The sequence below is a fragment of the Geobacillus sp. C56-T2 genome (assembly GCF_007829715.1).
Taxonomy (GTDB): Bacteria; Bacillota; Bacilli; order Bacillales; family Anoxybacillaceae; genus Geobacillus; species Geobacillus icigianus.
The window spans coordinates 673,163-692,480 of the sequence record NZ_VJWB01000001.1 but is presented as its reverse complement, the minus strand read 5'-3'; the positions used below and the strand labels follow the sequence as shown (position 1 = coordinate 692,480).

Sequence of the window (19,318 nt, the reverse complement as noted above, 5' to 3'; positions counted from 1 at the left end):
TCTTTCCATTATGCAACAAACTAGCTAAACTGGATATATCGTTCAAGTCGGAATCAGAAAAGGAGTTGTCTTGCCATGCGCCGTAAAGCGGACACATGGTCACTGTTTTCTTTGACGTGGCCGATTTTTATTGAAACGATGCTCTATATGTTGATGGGCAACGCCGATACCCTCATGCTCAGCCAGTACTCAGACGAGGCGGTCGCAGCGGTCGGGGTCGCGAATCAAATCATCGCCTTAACGATCGTGCTGTTTAATTTTGTCGCCTTGGCCACCGCTGTATTGGTCGCTCAATATTTAGGAGCCCGCCAAGAGCGGAAAGCGATGGAAGTGTCGCTCGTTTCCATCGCCGCCAATTTGGTGTTTGGGCTGCTGTTGAGTGCGTTGTTGGCTGCGTTCAGCCGCCCGGTGCTCCGCATGATAGATTTGCCGACCGAGCTGTTGGATGAAGGAAGCCGTTACTTGACCATTGTCGGCGGCTGTTTGTTCATCCAAGCGCTGATGATGACAGTCGGCGCCATTTTGAAGAGTTATGGCTATACACGCGACACTATGTATGTGACCATCGGGATGAACGTGCTGCACGTCATAACCAATGCGCTGCTCATTTTCGGCTTGTTAGGCTTCCCCCGCCTCGGTGTAGAAGGAGCGGCGATATCCACCGCTGCCAGCCGCGGAGTCGCGTTTGTCGCCTTGCTTTTTTTGTTGTATAAACGAACAAACCTTACCCTTGTCCCGAGCGCGTTTCGCTCCCTGCCGTTTCATTATTTGCGCTCACTGCTGAAAATCGGCATTCCGGCAGCAGGAGAACATCTTTCTTACAACACGGCGCAAATGGCCATTACCTATTTTATCACTTGGCTTGGCGCTGAAGCGTTGACAGTGAGAGTGTATACGCAAAACATCATGATGTTTGTGTTTTTGTTTGGCATCGCTGTCAGCCAAGGAACGCAAATTCTCGTTGGCCATCTCGTCGGCGCCGGCCGCTACGAAGAAGCTTATGCTCGTTGTCTGAAAAGCCTGTATAGCGCCATTGCCATTTCCGTGCTGCTTGCCGCCGTTGCTTTTTGGTTTGCCGAGCCGCTGTTGTCGCTGTTTACTGATGACCGTTCGCTCATTGAACTCGGCCGAACATTGCTGCTGCTGACGATCATTCTTGAACCGGGCCGTTCCTTCAATTTGGTGATCATCAGCTCACTTCGGGCGGCGGGAGACGTACAGTTTCCGGTCTATATGGGCATTTTGTCGATGTGGGGAGTCGGCGTGACGGTGGCATACGTCTTCGGCATCGCGCTTGAATGGGGGCTTGTTGGCATTTGGTTGTCATTCATCGCCGATGAGTGGCTGCGCGGACTGTTGATGCTTTGGCGCTGGCGGTCGCGGGCTTGGATGAAAAAAGCGCCGCTCACTCGAGCGAAGATGGCATAGTTCCTCGCGCTCAGCGCCGCCAAAGTAAGGGCTGCTCCTCGGAATTGATTTGAGACCGAAGCAAAAAACAGAAGTTCGACGCCGCCAAGGGACCCATCAACGACCTGCCGGAAAGGCCGTGCCTGCGCGGCCAAAAAAGGCTGACCCAAAAGGCGATCTCCCCTCAAGAAAGACACAGCACATAGTATGGCAGTGGAGCGGCTGGTGCTTCTATATAGCGATGAGAGAGGGAGGCTGACCCAAAAGATTGTCTGCCTTCAAGATCGGCACAACCGATCGTGCGACAGAAGCAGTGAGCACGTATATAGAGCAACGAAAGGGGGATCCCGATCCTTTTGGGACACCCCCTGATTTTTTCGTCGCTATTGATCCGCCACCTTACCGCCCAGCGGTTATTCTTTGATCGCAATGCCGTAATGTTCAAACCAAACATGCACTTGGCCAAGGTAAGCGAGCAGCTGCGGGCCGGTCATCAGCTGGCCGAACCATGGCACTTGGAACGATTTCCCTTCCGATTCAATGAGCGCAGTCAATTTTTCTCGGTCGAACAGCTCATGCAAAATGGAAGAGCGATCGCGGAGCAGCTGCTCCAGCCATTGTTTGACGAGTTTCGTATAGTAGGGATGATGCGTTTTCGGATACGGGCTTTTCTTCCGGTAGAGCACCTCCGTGGGCAACAGCCCTTCGAGCGCCTTGCGCAAAATGCCCTTTTCCCGGCCGCCATACATTTTCATCTCCCACGGGATGTTCCAGACATATTCAACGAGCCGATGATCGGCAAACGGCACGCGCACCTCAAGGCTCGCTCCCATGCTCATTCGATCTTTTCGGTCAAGAAGCGTCGTCATAAACCAAATCATATTTAAGTAAAACAACTCGCGCCGTTTGGCGTCTTCAGCGCTTTCCCCCTCAAGGCGCGGCACCTCGGCCATCGTTTCTTCATAGCGCATTTGCACGTAATCGTCGAGCCGAAGCTTTTGCCGCCATTCCTCTTTTAACAGGCCGATGCGCGCCTCAATCGATCGCATCCACGGGAATCCTTTTCGCGCTAAATCATCCGGGCGGTGAAACCACGGATAGCCGCCGAAAATTTCATCGGCACATTCCCCAGACAAACTGACGACAAATTGCTCACGAATTTGCTTGCAAAACCAGAGAAGCGACGAATCGATATCCGCCATGCCGGGAACATCGCGGACGATGACGGCATCCCGCAAATGGCTGAACAGTTCGTCTTGAGTGATCACACAACGGTGATGAATCGTTTGAAATTGGCTTGATACTTGTTCAATAAACGGCGCATCCGTATTGGGCTGAAAATCGTTTGCTTGGAAATAGCGATCGTTTCCTTCGTAATCAATCGAGTACGTATGCAGCGGCCCCCGGCCATCGGCAGCAAACGCCGTCGCCGCGATGGCCGTAATGGCGCTCGAGTCGACACCGCCTGATAAAAACGTGCATACCGGCACATCGGAGACCAATTGGCGCTTGACCGCATCGGTCAATAAAAAACGAAGTTTCTCCACCGTTTCGGCAAGCGAATCGCGGTGGATGTCGCTTTCGACGTTCCAATACCGCCAACGGCGAAGCCCGGAGCGAGAGAACGTGAGCGCGTGCGCCGGACGCAGTTCTTGAATGCCGCAAAACACCCCGTGCCCCGGCGTCCGCGACGGCCCGAGACCGAATACTTCCGCCAGCCCTTCGCCGTTGATTTCCGCTTTTACTTCCGGATGGGCCAAAATCGCCTTGATTTCCGATCCAAACAGCAGCCCCCCATCTGCTTGGCGATAAAACAGCGGCTTGACGCCGAGTCGATCGCGCGCCATAAACAGCTGCTCGCGCTCCTCATCCCAAACGGCGAAGGCAAAAATGCCGTTGAGCCAGTCGACGCATTGCTCTTTCCATTCCATATAGGCAGCAAGCAGCACTTCGGTATCGGAATGGCCTTCAAACGTATAGCCTTTGCCCAGCAGTTCTCTGCGAATCTCTTCTGTATTATACAGCTCGCCGTTATAGACGATCGTATACCGGTGCCCACGTTGGTGCCGGGTCATCGGCTGCTTGCCGCCCGCCGGATCTACGACGACGAGCCGCTTGTGGCCAAAGGCGACATGAACATCCAACCAAATGTTGGTATCGTCCGGTCCGCGCTGAGCCAGCGTCTCGGTCATGTGAGCAATGACCGCCTGCTCGCGGCGCAAATCGCGGCCGAAATGGACCCAGCCAGTGATGCCACACATATGAATCAATCCTTTCCTGATCGAAAATGGCAAACAGGCGTTCTCCGCCTTCTCCATTTCCTTTCCCGTCTCGTTTTTCACGGCATTGGTCAGCGATCGCCCGTTTTGACGACACGACCGCCCATTCCCCATCGGCATGGTTTCATTTTATGCAGCGTCTTTTCGTTCGTTGAATTGTCCAATCATGACCACCGCACGAATAAACAAACAAAAAAATGGAAAAAACGAACACAAGGAGGAGGAAACGACGTGACGATCCAAGAACGACTGCAATCGATCGCTGAACAACCGCGGGCTTATGTGCATGGAACTGCCGAGTTGGTCAATGACGAATGGATCTTTTTTGATGACGAATCCGACGAAGCGTCTTTAGTGGAAGAAGTCGCGGAACAAGGGGTCGAACTGTTCCGCGGCGGGCATTGGTTATCCGGCCAATGGCAGGAAAACGGCGCCGTCGCCACCGATCTTGGCGTTTTTCCTGTTCGCCATGGCGATCGCATCCGTTTTCGCAAGCCATTGACCTATGCGTATCAACAGTGGCTTCTTTCCCTATCTGACCCATCCTTTTTCCAGTTCGTTCATTGGCTGAACGGCCTAGGTTTTTCTCTTTACGATTGTTTGTATTGCTATAATGGCTTGCTGTTCGCCCGCCCTATCGGTGTGAACTTTATCATTTATGATAACAGCGAGCAAATCGGCAGCGTCCACCATTATTATGAGCGCGGAAAACGGGCGAGCGACCGCTTTGAAATCACCTTCAACAACGGAAAGCGGGCCATTTGCGCCCACATAGGCTGACCGACAGCCCGCCTTGGGAGCGTGCGAAACCTTCCGTTGCGCCGCTTTGCCCGATGAGCGGGCTTCGGCCGTTTGGGCGGCAGCATGACCGCTAGACGATTTATTTCCGAACTCCCGCCACATACGGAGTCGCCTCTTCCGCCATCAGCGGCGGGCATAGCGCGTACCCTTGCGCATACGTGCATTGCAAATCGCGGAGCCGATCGAGCTGTTCGACCGTTTCCACCCCTTCCGCGATCGTCTCGAGCCCGAGCCCTCGTCCCATCGTGATCATCGCTTTGACAATCGCCTCATCCGACGCGTTCGTATGCAAGTGCTCAATAAACGCCCGGTCGATTTTCAAAATGGTGGCCGGCAGCTGTTTTAAATAATGAAACGACGAATATCCGCTGCCAAAATCGTCGACAGCGATCCCAACCCCTAGCCGCCTCAGTTCATCCATAGTTCGCAGCGTGCTGGGGAGATGGCGCAACATCGAATGTTCGGTCAGTTCAAGATGCAGGCAAGACGGCGGCAGCTGCGACTGTCTGAGCGCCTGTTTCACATCGCTGACAAACCGTTCGTGCTGAAACTGGACGGCGGAGACATTGACAAACACCGCTAGATCATCGTTGCCTGTCATCTTCTGCCATCGTTTCGTTTGCAGGCACGCCGTCCGCAACACCCAGCGGCCGATTTCATGAATGACCCCGGTTTCCTCGGCCAGCGGGATAAACTCATCCGGACGCACGAGACCGAGTTTCGGATGACGCCAGCGAACGAGCGCCTCCGTCGCCTTCACCGCCCCTGTATGTATGTCCACGATCGGCTGATAGCAAAGAAACAGTTCATTTTCTTCCACCGCCTTGCGCAAATAGCTGTCCATTTCGAGCCGATGCAGCGCCTCCTCATTCATTTGGGCACTGTACCGCTCGACCCGGTTGCCGCCGACCTTTTTGGCCCGATTGACTGCGATGTCCGCGTGGCGCAACAGCGCCTGCTCATCCGCTCCATCGTCAGGAAAAACAGCAAGCCCGATGCTTGCGGTAATAAAAAATTCTTTTTCGCCATACACGGTCGGCTTCGCGACTTCCCGCACAACGCGGAGCGCCGTTTCCATCGCCCCTTCTTCCGTTTTGAGCGGAAAAAACAAGCAAAACTTGTCGCCGTGAAACCGGCCAAGCGCGGCGCCGACGGGCAAGACGCGTTGAATGCGCTCGACAAGCTGGCGCAAAACGCCATCACCGGCGTAATGGCCGATGCTGTCGTTGATCCATTTAAACCGATCCAAGTCGATCAACGCAACGGCTGTTTTTCGTTGCTTCCGCCTCGCTTTCTCAAGCTGCTCAGCCAGCAGCTCTTCCCACTTCGTCCGATTCGGCAAGTTCGTATCGGGATCGTAATACGCCAAATAGGCGATTTTTTCTTCCGCCTTTTTTTGCTCCGTAATATTGTGCCCGATCCCATAAATGCCGACCTTTTTTCCATCGATGATGATCGGGATGTTTTTGATTTGAAAAAGAAGGCGCTCCCCTGCTTTCGTTGGGATTTCCAGCTGATACGTTTGCACCATCCCGCGCAGCGCCCGATAAAAATAACGGATGACGCGCGGGATGTCGCTCGGTTGAATATACTTCAGTGAGTTCGTATGCAAAATCTCCTCTTTCCGGTAGCCCAGCACGCGCTCAAAGGCTGGATTGACGCTCGTAAAATACCCATGCAAATCGGTCGAATAGACAATATCTGTATTATGTTCAAACAACGACTTATACCGTTGCTCCGACATTTGCAGGCGGGCATGGAGGCGCTCCATATCACGCGATGCGGTGGCCATCAACTGGGCCAAGGCCATCACCCCATCAGGCGGCGTCGGCAACGGCGCTGGCAGCCCACTGTCTGCCACTGCCGATGTTTCCGACAGCGAAACCGCAGCAAACACGGCCGGTCGCACCGGAGCATAAGCGTCTTTAACGATCACTTCCACCGCCGGGAATAATGCCGCTGGCTGCAGAGCCGCCGCCATGCCGTCAAACAAGGAACGCGTATACCCGCCCAGCGCCGCGCTATGATACAGCCACATTCCGCCGGTTGGCTGCTTGGCGGCTTGTCCAGCCAAATCGCGCCCACTCCAGTACAGCGACGGGGCATGCACATAAGAAAACCGCACTTTTTCCCCTTCACGGACGCGGCCGCGCACGACAACCGCCCCGTCTTGATCAACCTCCACAATCGGCAGGCAAACATCCTGCCCATTCCGTTCCACTAGAAACGGGAACTCCATTCCCGACAGCGGCAAACGGTCAATGAACTCTTTTCCCAAGTATCGTTCCAAATAAAGTGACGCCTTTTGCCCCTCCAGCTCCATAAGCCGCTGGCCGCGGCTTTTCGTAACGGTGAACGCCAGCCCGACCGGCTCCCACAAAAACGGCGCAAAACAGTGGCTGCGAAGCCCCGGGCCACTGAACGAAACGGCGACTCCCCCGCCCTCCAACCGGCCGTCACGCGAAACTAGCACGCTATGTTCCGGCAGCGCGCACCCAACGATGACCATCCGCTCATTCACCAGCGGCACATGGCGAAGCAAAGAAGGCAAATCCGCGCGGCGATCGGTTAGCAGCAGCAGCCAAGCGGTATCGTCACGAAGGACCGCCTCGGCCACCAACGCTGCCAGCTCTGTGGGACGGGAGAATTCACTCGCCGGCAGCTCCAGCATGGAAACGCTGGAAACGGTCAGTGAAGCGGCGCCGATCATGAGTGAAGCATCTCCCACCATAGCCAGCGGGCTAGTCATCCCGATCACTTCGGATTGCGGCCAATGGTGAGCGAGCGCCTCGATCGCGCGGCGCACGTCCGTTTCATCATGGCCAGCAACTTGTACAAACGAAGGCTCGTCCGCTAAGAAGCGATGCTCCCTAAGCCAATCGTGCAGCTCCTCTACGCAGCGGCAGCCAAAAAACCGCATCAACGATCCGCCCCCCTTTCATTGGACATCCGGAAAAGCCCGAGTGGAGCCGATCGAACAATCAGGCGAGCAAGCAGCCCCACCTCTCATGCCCCACGCTTCTCAACCAAGCAACCGCCAGAAGGCCACCATCCCAACCGTTCATTATGGAAAACCGCCCCCTCGTCCGTGTGATCTGCCCTCCACCTAGGGATGAAAAAGCCCGCTTTCCGACGATATTTTTGCGGAAAATTAAGAAAATAAAAAACAGCGTTCCCTTTCCTCTTTCCGGCGTGGAAAGGCCGCTTCCCCCTCATCGTCATGGGCAGCCAAGCTGCAGCCGGCGGATCGTTTGGCGATCGCCGGCGGACAGGAGCGGGCTTTCTCGCCGTGAACAGAAGCCGCCGGTTGATCCCGGCGCGGCGAAAAAGCGGCTGACCGAAAAGGCGATCTCCCTTCGAGAAAGACACAACATATCGTTTGGCAGGGAAGGGGCCGTTGTTTGTCTATGGCGATGAGAGAGGGCGTCCCGGCCTTTTGGGACACCCCCTTGTTGCGCCTAAAACAAGTCAAAACCGAGCGGCAGCATCAACCCTAAAAACAGCGTGACCACGAGCGCAACGATCCATTGCGTCCATCCTGCCGCCGTGCGTTTCCCTTTTTTTTCTGCCGCTAATACCATTTCCATCGCCCCAATCACCCACAGTCCGGCGAGCGCCTTCAACCAATAAAGCGGTGAAATCGTTGTGATGCCATGCAACAGCATCAACCCTGTCGCCAGCGTAATGAGGTAAAACAGCCGCAACACCATTTGCACAACCTTCGCCTTGCCTGCTCCCCGCCGCGCCATCGATACGGCGATGAGAAACAGCACGATCGTGATCAGCCAGCTCGTAATATGAGCATGCGTCAATGTCCATCCCTCCAGCGTTTCCATGTTCATCCCCATCATAGCATGGGCGGCGGATCATTGACAAACACGATGACAGCCGAACGCGTCGTTTCCCGCTTCCCGAACCGCGAGCGGCGACTGGAAAGGGGCGGCTTTTTGCGGCCGTGGCAGCAGCACAGCCGGCGCTTTGTCGCCGTCGGCTGCCTACGCGCAAATTACTCGCCCACTTGGTTGCGCAGCGTGCCGATTCCTTCGACCGTGACCTCAACGACATCGCCCGGTTGCAAAAACCGCGGCGGATTCATCCCTTTTCCGACTCCCGCCGGCGTGCCTGTGGCGATCACGTCGCCCGGTTCAAGGGTGATGCCTTTGGAAATCGTCTCAATAATCGCTCCCAGCGAAAAAATGAGTTGCTTAGTGCTCGCCTGCTGGCGCACTTCGCCGTTGACCCGCGTTTCAATCCGCAAGTCGTTCGCGTGTGGCAGCAGCGATTTAGGCACAATCCACGGCCCCATCGGACAAAACGTATCCAAACTTTTGCCGAGAAAATACTGTTGGTGCCGCTCTTGCAAATCTCTGGCGGTCACATCATTGATGATTGTGTACCCAAATACGTAATCGAGCGCTTCCTCGCGGCGGATCGCCCGCCCCCGTTTGCCAATGACCACCGCCAGCTCCCCTTCGTAATCAACTTCATCAGTGACATCGGCATGGCGTAAAATCGTTTCACCATGGCCAATCACCGTCGTCGGCGGTTTCGTAAACACAATCAAATGTTCGGGAATCGCGGAGCCGCCGAGCTCAAGGGCGTGATCAGCATAGTTTTTCCCAATGCAAAAAATGTTTTTGGCCGGCCGTGGAATCGGGGCCAACAAACGAACGGCATCAAGGCGAAAGACGTAGTCGGGCTTCGGCTGGCGAAGCGCCCAATCAACGACCTCTTGCGCCCGCGCCAAAAATGGCTCTCCTTGCGCGATCGCAGCCAACATCGAAGCCGGTATCGTCTCCGTCCCTCTCATGGCCCGCTCCGCACCGCGCAAATGAATCACCGTCGTCTCCCCTTCCGGCACGGCTCCAACAAACGATTCACCGTTGACAACCGCTGTGACAAGCTTCATCATCCTTCTTCCTTTCCATATCCGTCTTCCGTTGCCCTAGCAAAAACGCGGGTCAGCGCCCTCGACCGTTTCTGCCTGTGGCAAAGCTTCCACGTTCTCCTATTCGCCATCGATGCCAAAACTCCTGTCTCTTGTAGAATTTTGTCTAAATTAGGAAATTTATCGCTTATTTTCTCGAATCTCTTTCTTTTTTCGTCGTTCTATGTATAATAATGTTTAACTTCTCCTCTCGCCGTCCGCAACTTTAGGAGGCTGATGATTGACTGGCGCAACCGCTTCGAATCGTTTCTCAAGTGAAAAAACTTGTTGCCTCAGCCTCTATGTTCGCGTTCCAGCATCGATCAAGGCAAACAGCGATTTTTCATCAACCTTTTTCGGTGCGCACTGAACGTTTTTTTGTCTACGACGGCATGCCTTAACCGACATTCCAACGAATTGATGGTGAAGGAAATGGTTCTCCTGCTCATTGAAGAAAAGCGGCAGCAGATGATCGAACTCGCGCTCACCTATGGACTAACGGCAAAGGAGACGATCGAATGCAGCCAACAACTCGATCAGTTGATCAATGAATATTTGCGCCAGACCGGTGAGTCGAAGCAATCTTGTCCGCCCGTTCAATAACGGCGGGTTTTTTATTGGCTCGGTCGGCGGCGAAACGGCGGCCGTTTTCCGTACGTCGCCCATCGCCAAACCCATTCGGCGGGTCCAAAATAAAACGACTGAAACCAAGGGCGGCTCACCCACACTTGCAGTGCATACAATCCAACGGCCAGCAGCGCTCCTTGCCATTCCTCCACCCTTCCATACCATCCAAGCCCGTAGCTGTAAAACAACGATGTGCAGATGAGCGACTGCAGAAGATAATGAGTGAGCGACATTCTTCCCGCGTCTTGCAGCCAGCGCCACGCCGGCCGTCGATTGGCTTTCCCGCCAACCAACACGGCGGCCGCGGCGTAGAACCCCGCCAAAACCGTGCCGCCAACGTTGTCTTGGATATACATCGTCAACGCGTTGGCCCCAGCCCAATACGGAATCGTTTTTAACGTCAGACCGAGGCATAGCGACACGACCATGAAGCGGCGCAACGTCGCGGCCGGATAGCGTCCGGCCTCAAGCCAGCGCTCTTTGGCGGCATAGGCGCCGAGAAGGCAAAACGGCCATACCGCCAAAAGCGTAAATAGAAGCCCGCCATCGCTATTGAGATACAACCAATCGTGCCATCGTTGCCAAAACACATCGCGAAACGTTCCACTTTGGTAATGGCGAAGAGCAACGGACGCCTCCACCTCGCGGTCATTGGCTGCCCCCATCCAACCGGCCACCATACTTATGGCCAGCAACAAGGTCATGAAGCTGTGAAAAAGGAAAAAACTAACAAACGCTGTCGTCCGCCACCAGCGTGAGGGGACGTTCATGAACAACAGCAATATCAGCCCAACAAGCGCGTACGGAAGTAAAATGTCGCCAAACCATAGGCCGAACGCATGAATGGCGCCGAACGCCAACAAAAGAAGGAAGCGGCGCAGCAAAATCGGAAGCGGCCGCTTCCCGCGCTCGCGCAATCGGTGGTAAAGGACGACCGTGCCGAATCCGAATAAAAAGGCAAACAACGGATAGGCGCTCGCTTCAAACAAAAGATCAATCGCTGCGGCAACCGCGCGGTTGAGGACGCCGTCGCCGACGTCTTCCACATATAACGCCGGCGACGAGAAATAGCGCATGTTGACAAGCAAGATGCCAAACAAGGCAAAGCCGCGCAAGATGTCAGCCGCCGCGATCCGTTCTGCCGATAAAGGTGTCACCAAATCCCTTCTTTCTATCTTTTCGCTATGCCGAAGGAGGCGGCTTACTGAGTGGGCAATCTCATGTGATCGCCAAACGTTTCGCCCCATTACGGAACAGTCGGCACCCTTGCACCACCAAACCCTCCGCCACCTATCATGATCTCCTGCCGTTTTCTCTAAGGTTGATGATTTAGGAAGCAGGCCGCTTATCAGCCTCGCTTCTCAAATCGAAAAGCCCATCGTCTTCCACAAGCTCCCCCTATTGTTCAAAAGAAACAACCGTATTTCGCCAGCCTTCGATCTCTGTTGTCAGAGCAGCCCGCGCACGTCACGCCATCAGTTGACATAACGCCCCGTTTTCCCCATCGAATCCCAATATTGACGGCGCAAATGCACTTTTTGAATTTTTCCAGACGCGGTCTTCGGCAGCTCATCCACAAACGTTACACCTGTGATTGCTTTAAAATGGGCCAACTTTTCCCGCGAAAAGGCGATCAACTCTTCTTCGCTCACCGTATGCCCCGGTCGAACGACGACGAACGCATGCGGCGTTTCCCCCCATTTTTCATGCGGCACGGCGATGACGGCCGCTTCAAGCACAGCCGGATGCTCATAAAGCACCCCTTCGACTTCAATCGAGGAAATGTTTTCTCCTCCGCTAATAATCATATCCTTTTTCCGGTCGACGATATCAATATGCCCGTATTCATCGACTGTCGCCATATCCCCTGTATACAGCCAACCGTCACGAATCGTCGCAGCCGTCTAGTTGTTTCCTTTCGCTCCGGCATCAAACACATCGGGATCCACCGTATTCGTGACGCTGCAAAACGTGTTTGTTTGCAAAAAGTCACCCGTATTGCCGCCGCCAGCACCGGAGTTGGTTTTCGCGGTGCTTTTCGGAGCGATTTGCAGCACATCTCCCATGTTTACGGTGCCATTGCCGCTGACGTTGGTCACTTTAATCCCGCCGATGACGATCGCTGGCATCGCCTTTCCCTTCCTTTCTGTCCCTTCCTTATTTTATTATATGCCGCAATGATACCGGCTCGTCGGACACCTGCCCGGCGCTGAACCGAATTTCCCTTCTTTACATACAATACGATAGCGATGCCATCGGAAGGAGGAAAGTCCTATGCCCTCATTTATCAGCGGACCGATTAAAATTACCCATGTGAGCGGAGATGGAACGGTCAACTTCGGGGACGTATTGCAAATTGCCCCCAAGAGCACAGCGAAAGCCCACACAGGTTCAGGTGGAAGCAACAACGGAGATTTTATGCAGACGAATACATTTATTAGTTTCACCAATACCGGCGATCCGGACGTCTCCGATTCGAATAATGCGGCAAACAATTGAAGGGAACGTTTTTCGGTGCGCGCCCATACATTATGGATAAGGACGCTGTGAAAGGAGCATGCCCCCATGCCGGCTTTTGTCGGGATCGTGAAACTGAACAGCATTGGAAGCAGCGGCGTGTTCCATATCGGCGATGTGTTTGCCATTTCTCCGCAAAGTGTGACCAAAACGTTTGCCGGTGCCGGTTCGTTCAATACGGGCGACGGGCTCCACGTTTACAACTATTACAGCAACACGAACACGAACGACGCAGATGTCGCTGACGAAAACGTCGTCGGAAACGTATAAGGAGGAAGAGGGGATGCGTTTTTACATCAGTCAAAGCATTTGCATCCACCAGCTGCGGATCGGCTCAGTGACCAATTCATCGGTTTTGCAGATCGGCAGCGCCGGAAGCATCCAAGCGCTGTCGACGCTCGCCAACACGGGAGGCTTCTCCGAGCCGGCGCCGCAGGCCATCGTGCCGCTAGGAACAGCGGTGCAGCCATCCGCTCCGCTCGTTCCTCTCCATTCCGCCACCCGCTAAATTCAACACAAACAGTGATGATGGCAAAAGGCCGTCCATATATTGAAGTAAGAGGGGACTTGGAGAGGATGATGGCGCCCGATGAGTGTCCATGACTATTTCGCCCAGCTGCACCGCTATTTAGTATGGCAGACGAACAAGATGCGCGCGTTGGAACGCCGGCTTCGCACCCTTGAAGCCCGGCTTCAAGAAATCGAAGCCCAGCCGCGCACTTCGATCGAACGAATCGAATATAAATTTGATCAGCTCAAAGTCGAAACGCTGGAAGGCACGCTGAACATCGGCATCGCACCGCCCGGGGCCGGCGGGACGATTGAGGACTTGGCTGTAGAGCCGGTTAAAACGGTCGTTCCCAAACCGGAACCCGTACTGATGCGTGCGATTCAGGAGAGGGTGGCGGCGTACCTAGCCAAAGAAGCGCCGGAAACGCTAAAGCAGCTTGAGCAGCGATACGGCCGCCGCCTCGATGACCCGTACCGCCAATTTATTTTGCAAGACATCGGTCGGCAAACGGAAGAGCGCATTCGTTTTTATTTGCAAGAAAAAGCCGCCAGCGGCTATATCCCGCCCGCCGACCGCGATGAGGCAACTGAAAACGAAATTTTTCAGAAAGTCAAAGCCGATATTGAACAGTCGCTCGATATGTTTTTGAAACATTTGCCTTCAGGAGGAGAACAGACATGAACTATACCGTCATCAACCGCGATGTACACGTCGGCGCAATCCGCCTCGTGGCTGTTACGAGCGCCTCGCTGTTTTTAATCGGCGATGCTGATACGATTCACTTGACTTCGGCGTTTGACACGCCGCCGGAGTCGCTCATTATCGGCCCGTTCGTTCCGCTCGTGCCGGCTCGAGGGGAACAATCGTGAAACGGACGTCGGTGGTGCAAACGTTTCACGCAGAAACCCTCATCATCAGTTCGGTACTGCAAATCGGCGACTCCGAGCGGATTTCCGCCCGTACACGCGCCTTGGCCGTTCAGCGTCAATATGAGTTGTTTTTCGGAGCGGAAGGAGAACAAGCATTCCCGATTTTCACTAAACCGATCCCGCGCTGGCTTTCACCGCCGCCGATCACTGTCCGCCAAACGATCCACGAATCCCCGGTTCTTTCTGTCCGTGATGTACGCATATTGGCGATTTCTTCATCCGCCGTCGTCCAGATTGGCTCTACTTCAACGGTTGAGGCGGAAGCAAGAATAAAACATATACGCGAGCTCGCCGCTCCGGAGCCAGGGGCGTAAACGAACGAGCCCGGAACGAACCGCCAGCCGCACGCTCCGGCACTAGGCGCCAACAGCGGGAACCGCTTCCTTTTCGACGTCGCTATGCCTTGGCTGAGGAGGTTTGAACATGCCTTCATTCGTCGGTCCGATTAAAATTAACAGCGTCGGTAGCGGCGCTGTTGTCCAAGTGGGCGACTGCCTGTATATCGCACCGAAAGTCGCCACCAAAACGCAAGCAGGATCCGGAGGATTCAACACCGGCGACTTTGTGATGACGAACAACGCCATTAGCTTTACGAACGCCTTTGACCCGGACGTGGTCGATCAAGCGGTCGCGGCCAACAACTAAAGAGGGGCTCGCCAGGCCCCCTTTTCATTTGTAACGCCCAGCCATGAACGATACCAGCCAACGAGGCGCTATTGGCTGCCGCAACCATTACATCACTTCCAAACATACGCGCGTGCCGCGGCCGGATGGTTCGGCTGGCTCGACAATTAGCTTGCGCGGCAGACGATGGCGGATTTCCGGAACATGGCTGATGACACCGACAGCCAACCGCTCGGTATGCAGCTTTTCCAAGGCGGAGATTACAGTCTCAAGCCGTTCCGGATCGAGCGTTCCAAACCCTTCGTCCAAGAAAAAGAAGCGAAGCGGGTATTCGCCGCGCAGCTGAATTTGCGCCGATAGCGCCAAGGCCAGCGACAGCGAGGTCAAAAACGTCTCTCCGCCTGAGAGCGTTGTCACCGGCCGTTTGACGCCGCCGTTGGCATCATCGCGAATGAGAAATCCGCCTTGTGAATCAAGTTCCAGTGAGTAGCGGTGCTGCGTCAGCCGCTGCAACCGCTCGGCCGCCATGATGGTCACTTGCTCCAGCTGTTCCTCCGCCATGAATTCGACAAAGCTATTGCCGCGCAACAACGATTGCAGTTGCTGATACTTGGCGATTTGCCGGTCAAGTTCCGCCCGTTTCGCCTCAAGCTCGACAAACCGGGCATGCTTGCTCCTCAGCTCCGTCACCTTTCCCCGGATGGCGCCAAGCTGTTCGGTCAACGTTTCCATTTGCGCTTTCAGCTCGGCATAGATGAGCTGCATCATTTCCCATTGTTCCGCGCTCACCTCCACCCCGCCAATCGCTGCCTCCAGCTGGGCAAGGCGATGTTGAGCCTGTTCCATTTGCCGCCAATAGCGGCGAATCGCTTCTTCCCATTCCCGGCGTTGCTCCGCCGGCACCTTGGCCGCCTTCACTTCTTCGCGATCGGTGAAAACGGTATCGGCCAGCGCCTGCCGCCAACGGGCAAGCGCTTCTTCCACCCGCTTCGCTCCCTCTTCCGCCGCATGCTTGGCAGCGTTTCTCTCGCTTTCGAATGTTTGATATTGGCGCTGGGCATGCTGCCATGCCTCATAAGCTTGCTGTTCTTTGCTCTTTAACCGCTGCCATTCCGCTTCCACCGCTTGCAACTGCATGTGGGCTGGATTCGAACCGGTCTTTTCTTTCCACTGTTGCTCGTATTCGTTCCACAGCTGCTGCTTGGCGTCAAGCAGCGACTCAAGGCGCACCCGCTCCGTTTCGAGCCGCCGCTGCTCTTGTGCCGCCGTCTCTTTTTCCCGCTGCTTTTCTTCCAAAAACGGCACGCTATCGTCCAATCGCTTTTGCACCTCACGCCATTGTTTCTCCTGCTCGCGTAAGCGTTCGTAGACGTCATCGATTTCCTCTAATGAAAACGACGGATAGGCGCGCCGCCACTGCCCGATCAGCCGCTCGTATTCCTCTTCGAGCCGCCGTTTCTCGGCTTGCAGTGCCTCGAGATCGGCGGCCAACCACCGGCACGCGTTTTCCGCTTCGCGCCGCGCCGCCTCGGCTTCATGCCATTTCGAGAGCGCTTGGTAAACGGATTCTTTGCCGGCGATCACATCTTGTTCAAGCGCTCGCACCTCAACAGAAAGATCTGCGACCTCATCCGCAGGGGCGCTTTCCGTCAAGGCCGGCGGCGCGCCGTGGCTAGCTGCAAGCTCAGCGAGCTGTTCCAACTGTGCCCTCAGCGACAGCAGCGTCTGTCGTTTTTGCTCGCACTGCCGCCATTCCTCCTCGAGATCTGGCAACCGGCTTGGTTTTCGATGAGACATCACAGCCGGACGCGGGTGCTCGCGCGACCCGCACACAGGACACGGTTCACCCGGACGGAGGCCGTCGGCAAGCAAGGCGGCCAACTCCGCCGTCCGCGCCTCCTCCGCCTGCTTTCGCTCCATCTCGATCGCTTGCTGCAACCTATGCGCCCGCTTTTCTATCTCTTGTTGCCGCCAACAGACGGAGCGGTATGTGTTCTCCACGAAGCGGAACAGCTCGCGAAGCTTCGTTTCCGCCGCTCTAGCTCGCTGTTCTTTCTTCACTTTTTCCTCCTCCGCTTGACGCCAAGCGGATTCTTTTTGCCGAAGCTGGGCATCGAGGCGGGCAATGGCCGCGGCGGCTTGCTCGATTGGCTGCTTCTCGGCGTGCGCCCGCTCGACCTCGTCTTTGTCGGCCAGCGCTGCCGCCAATCGCTTTGCCTCTTCCTTCAGCTCCTGTTGCCGCGTTAAGCCCCGCTCATACCATGCGGACGCTTCTTCGAACCGGCGTGCCGCTGCTTTCTCCTCAGCGAGCAGGCGCTCCCGTTTCTCGCGCAAGCTCGCCCATTCGCGCTTGAGCGCTTCCATTTGCCGTTCGAGCTCCTCAGCCTGCCGAAGCCGCTCCGTCTCCGCCAACAGCTGCGGCTCGCGCTGCGCTTTTTCCTGCCGCGCCTGTTCATAGGCGCGCGCCGCATCCTCATAATGGGTGCGGGCTTCTTCAAGGCGCCGCGCCAACTCTTGATCGCGGCGGAATGCCTCGGCCCGCAGTCGCTCCGCCTGTTCGCACTGTTCCCAATACGGCCAAATGCGCTCCGCTTGTTCGGCGCGCTCTTTTTTCTCTTCCAACTCGCGAATCCCGGCCTCGCGCCGTTTCCATTCGGAGAGCTCCCGTTCCACCGCTTCTTTTTCCTGTTGCCACGCCCATAGAAGTTTTGTTCGTTCAACCTCCGCTTCCACCTGGGCCAGCTCTTTTTTCCGCTTGGCAAACAGCGCCACCAGCTCGCGCTCTTTTGCTTCCGCCTGTTCGAGCGCCGCCTTGGAGGCGTCGCCAAGCCCCGCCTGTTCCGCCTCGATCTTTTCCCGCTCTTGTTCGGCAGCTGCAAGCCGCGTCTTCAACTTTTGGTTCAACCGATCGCCATACCGCTCAAGGTGAAACAAACGCTGCAGCATTTGCCGCCGCTCCACTCCTTTGAGCGACAAAAATTCGGCGAACTTCCCTTGCGGCAAAACGACCGCCCGCGTAAAATCATCCATCGTCAACCCAAGCAACCGTTCAATTTCTCGATCGACCTCGGACAGTTTGTCAGCGAGGACGATCGGCTCCGCTTGATGTTCGATCAGTCGGCAAACAGCGCTGCGCGCCCGCCACTCGTCCACTTTTTTCAAGCTCCGCTCCACCGTATACCGCCTAGTCCCGTTGGCATTTTCCAGCTCGAAGGTAAATGAGACAAACAGCTCCTGCTCGGCATGGTTGATAATGGCCTGTGTGCGGTTGGCCGCTCGCTCAACACTGCCAAACAAGGCGAGCGTCATGGCATCCAAAATCGTGGACTTGCCGCTGCCGGTTGGCCCAAAAATACCGAATACCCCGCCCGCACACAGCGCGGTGAAATCAATCGTCTGTTTTTCACGAAAGCTATGAAGCCCAGCGATCGTCAGCGAGATCGGCTTCATTCCCCTTCACCTTCCTCTTCTTCTTCCACCGCCAGCTCCAAAAATAAGCGGACCAACTCGTCATCAGGAGAGTGCCCACCGGTTTGCCGTTCATAGAAGCGGCGAAACATTTCGGCGAGGGACAGCGGCTCACGGCTGACCGCGGACGCTTCGTTTTCGCGCGGCTCGTCTCGCAGTACCGGACGGATGTAGATCAATCCCGGGTGGAGCTTGCGCAGCCGCTGAATGTCTTCCATCGTCAACGGTTCCGTCACATAAAGCTCGAGATCGATCCACCCCGACCGGTCCCGCCCTTCCTCGCACCACCGGTACACTTGGGCCAAACCTTCTTTCGCCTGCCAGCGAACGAGCGGTTTTCCAGCAGACAAGGGAATTTCCGAGACATTGGCTTGGCCGCCCGGCTGGACATCCACAATTGTAACCGATTTCGCATGCCCTGCCTCGGAAAAACTGTAAGCAAGCGGCGAGCCGGCGTAACGCGCCGACGTTCTCGCCCGCCTGACGTCCTGTGGCCGGTGGAGATGGCCAAGCGCCACGTACTGCGCAGAAGCCGGCAAGCTCTCCGCGGCCACCGTATAGGCGCCGCCGACTTCAATCGGCCGTTCCGAATCGGACGCATGGCCGCCGGCGACGTAAAGATGGCTCATGGCGACATTGACCGTTTCAGCGGTGAACGAAGCGGCCATGGCTTCGAACAAGGCGCGGACGCGGTCGTCGTACCGATCGCGCAGCGCCGTTTCGTCATGCTCCGTCGACAGCAGCTCAGCGAGGCGCGATTCGGACGGATACGGCAGAGGGGCAAGCACCATCGTTTCGCCGCAAGATGGAACGTCGATTCGGCAAACCGAAGCCTGCGGCCGTCCGAATAGGAAAATACGATGCTCTAAAAGAAGCGAACAAGCGGCGCTAATACGCTCCGGGTGATCGTGATTGCCGCTGATGACCGCGATCGGCCGGCGGCCTTTATCCGACAGCCGGGCCAAGCTTTCATAAAACAGCTGCTCGGCGGCGGCCGGCGGGTTGACGGAATCAAACACGTCCCCCGCCATCAACACCACATCGATTCGTTCGGCTGAAACGAGTTCCACAAGCTCATCAACGAACGCTTCTTGTTCGGCGAGCCGACTCCGCCCTTCAAGCGTTCGCCCGAAATGCCAATCCGCCGTATGCAAAATGCGCATCTTTCTCTCTCCCCCTTGGCTATGGCTTTTGGCCCGATCGGCGCCACGTTTTCTTTCTATCGCCA

Annotated in this window: 18 protein-coding genes and 1 pseudogene; 10 read left to right on the top strand and 9 right to left on the bottom strand. The window is 55.8% G+C overall.

Going from position 1 to position 19,318, the window contains the following annotated elements; translation table 11 throughout:
* Nucleotides 1–75 precede the first annotated feature (75 nt).
* A complete protein-coding gene (locus GC56T2_RS03515) occupies nt 76–1,428 on the top strand; it encodes an MATE family efflux transporter (RefSeq protein ID WP_144973082.1) in 1,353 nt (450 codons plus the stop codon).
* Nucleotides 1,429–1,820: 392 nt separating this feature from the next.
* Here GC56T2_RS03515 and asnB read toward each other — a convergent pair whose 3' ends face one another.
* Nucleotides 1,821–3,668, bottom strand: a complete 1,848-nt coding sequence (gene asnB, locus GC56T2_RS03510) for an asparagine synthase (glutamine-hydrolyzing) (protein WP_144973080.1) — start codon at nt 3,666–3,668, stop codon at nt 1,821–1,823.
* A gap of 249 nt (nt 3,669–3,917) precedes the next feature.
* Between asnB and GC56T2_RS03505 the strand changes: the two genes are divergently transcribed.
* Nucleotides 3,918–4,466 (top strand): DUF2777 domain-containing protein, encoded by a 549-nt coding sequence (locus GC56T2_RS03505; RefSeq protein WP_144973078.1) that lies wholly within the window; start codon nt 3,918–3,920, stop codon nt 4,464–4,466.
* Nucleotides 4,467–4,566: 100 nt separating this feature from the next.
* Here GC56T2_RS03505 and GC56T2_RS03500 read toward each other — a convergent pair whose 3' ends face one another.
* From GC56T2_RS03500 to GC56T2_RS03490, 3 genes are all read right to left on the bottom strand, one after another.
* Nucleotides 4,567–7,407 (bottom strand): EAL domain-containing protein, encoded by a 2,841-nt coding sequence (locus GC56T2_RS03500; protein WP_144977017.1) that lies wholly within the window; start codon nt 7,405–7,407, stop codon nt 4,567–4,569.
* 538 nt (nt 7,408–7,945) lie between these two features.
* Nucleotides 7,946–8,299, bottom strand: a complete 354-nt coding sequence (locus tag GC56T2_RS03495) for a YisL family protein (protein WP_144977014.1) — start codon at nt 8,297–8,299, stop codon at nt 7,946–7,948.
* A gap of 194 nt (nt 8,300–8,493) precedes the next feature.
* A complete protein-coding gene (locus GC56T2_RS03490) occupies nt 8,494–9,396 on the bottom strand; it encodes a fumarylacetoacetate hydrolase family protein (protein ID WP_144973076.1) in 903 nt (300 codons plus the stop codon).
* A gap of 450 nt (nt 9,397–9,846) precedes the next feature.
* On the opposite strand from GC56T2_RS03490, the gene GC56T2_RS03485 reads away from it, so the two are divergent.
* Nucleotides 9,847–10,017: an aspartyl-phosphate phosphatase Spo0E family protein gene (locus tag GC56T2_RS03485; RefSeq protein ID WP_051985075.1), complete on the top strand. Its 171-nt coding sequence runs from the start codon at nt 9,847–9,849 to the stop codon at nt 10,015–10,017.
* Between the two features lie 11 nt (nt 10,018–10,028).
* Here the strand turns inward: GC56T2_RS03485 and GC56T2_RS03480 are convergent, their stop codons facing one another.
* The 3 genes and pseudogenes from GC56T2_RS03480 to GC56T2_RS03470 form a co-directional block, all read right to left on the bottom strand.
* Nucleotides 10,029–11,198 carry a DUF418 domain-containing protein gene (locus tag GC56T2_RS03480; RefSeq protein ID WP_144973074.1) on the bottom strand — a complete coding sequence of 390 codons (1,170 nt, stop codon included), beginning with the start codon at nt 11,196–11,198 and terminating at the stop codon, nt 10,029–10,031.
* A gap of 318 nt (nt 11,199–11,516) precedes the next feature.
* Nucleotides 11,517–11,945, bottom strand: a pseudogene (locus tag GC56T2_RS03475) (AMP-binding enzyme); the annotation flags it as partial.
* Nucleotides 11,946–12,170 (bottom strand): spore germination protein, encoded by a 225-nt coding sequence (locus GC56T2_RS03470; protein WP_144973072.1) that lies wholly within the window; start codon nt 12,168–12,170, stop codon nt 11,946–11,948.
* A 145-nt stretch (nt 12,171–12,315) separates the two neighbouring features.
* On the opposite strand from GC56T2_RS03470, the gene GC56T2_RS03465 reads away from it, so the two are divergent.
* The 7 genes from GC56T2_RS03465 (at nt 12,316) to GC56T2_RS03435 (ending at nt 14,643) form a co-directional block, all read left to right on the top strand.
* Complete coding sequence (locus GC56T2_RS03465) at nt 12,316–12,540, top strand: spore germination protein (RefSeq protein WP_033019684.1); 225 nt, start codon at nt 12,316–12,318, stop codon at nt 12,538–12,540.
* A gap of 66 nt (nt 12,541–12,606) precedes the next feature.
* Nucleotides 12,607–12,828, top strand: coding sequence for a spore germination protein (locus GC56T2_RS03460; RefSeq protein WP_033011654.1), 222 nt, complete (start codon nt 12,607–12,609; stop codon nt 12,826–12,828).
* 13 nt (nt 12,829–12,841) lie between these two features.
* A complete protein-coding gene (locus tag GC56T2_RS03455) occupies nt 12,842–13,066 on the top strand; it encodes a spore germination protein GerPB (RefSeq protein ID WP_033019681.1) in 225 nt (74 codons plus the stop codon).
* Nucleotides 13,067–13,147: 81 nt separating this feature from the next.
* On the top strand, nt 13,148–13,750 hold the full coding sequence (gerPC, locus tag GC56T2_RS03450; protein ID WP_144973070.1) for a spore germination protein GerPC: 603 nt from the start codon (nt 13,148–13,150) through the stop codon (nt 13,748–13,750).
* Entirely contained in the window at nt 13,747–13,938 is a 192-nt protein-coding gene (locus GC56T2_RS03445) for a spore gernimation protein GerPD (RefSeq protein WP_144973068.1), read from the top strand. The genes gerPC and GC56T2_RS03445 overlap by 4 nt, the downstream gene beginning before the upstream one ends.
* Nucleotides 13,935–14,312 carry a spore germination protein GerPE gene (locus tag GC56T2_RS03440; protein WP_144973066.1) on the top strand — a complete coding sequence of 126 codons (378 nt, stop codon included), beginning with the start codon at nt 13,935–13,937 and terminating at the stop codon, nt 14,310–14,312. Before GC56T2_RS03445 ends, GC56T2_RS03440 begins: the two co-directional genes overlap by 4 nt.
* 109 nt (nt 14,313–14,421) lie before the next feature.
* A complete protein-coding gene (locus GC56T2_RS03435; protein WP_144973064.1) occupies nt 14,422–14,643 on the top strand; it encodes a spore germination protein in 222 nt (73 codons plus the stop codon).
* An 87-nt stretch (nt 14,644–14,730) separates the two neighbouring features.
* Here the strand turns inward: GC56T2_RS03435 and GC56T2_RS03430 are convergent, their stop codons facing one another.
* Together GC56T2_RS03430 and GC56T2_RS03425 are read right to left on the bottom strand one after the other, a co-directional pair.
* Nucleotides 14,731–18,072, bottom strand: coding sequence for an AAA family ATPase (locus GC56T2_RS03430; protein WP_144973062.1), 3,342 nt, complete (start codon nt 18,070–18,072; stop codon nt 14,731–14,733).
* Nucleotides 18,069–19,253, bottom strand: a complete 1,185-nt coding sequence (locus GC56T2_RS03425) for an exonuclease SbcCD subunit D (RefSeq protein WP_144973060.1) — start codon at nt 19,251–19,253, stop codon at nt 18,069–18,071. Before GC56T2_RS03425 ends, GC56T2_RS03430 begins: the two co-directional genes overlap by 4 nt.
* Nucleotides 19,254–19,318: the final 65 nt, after the last annotated feature.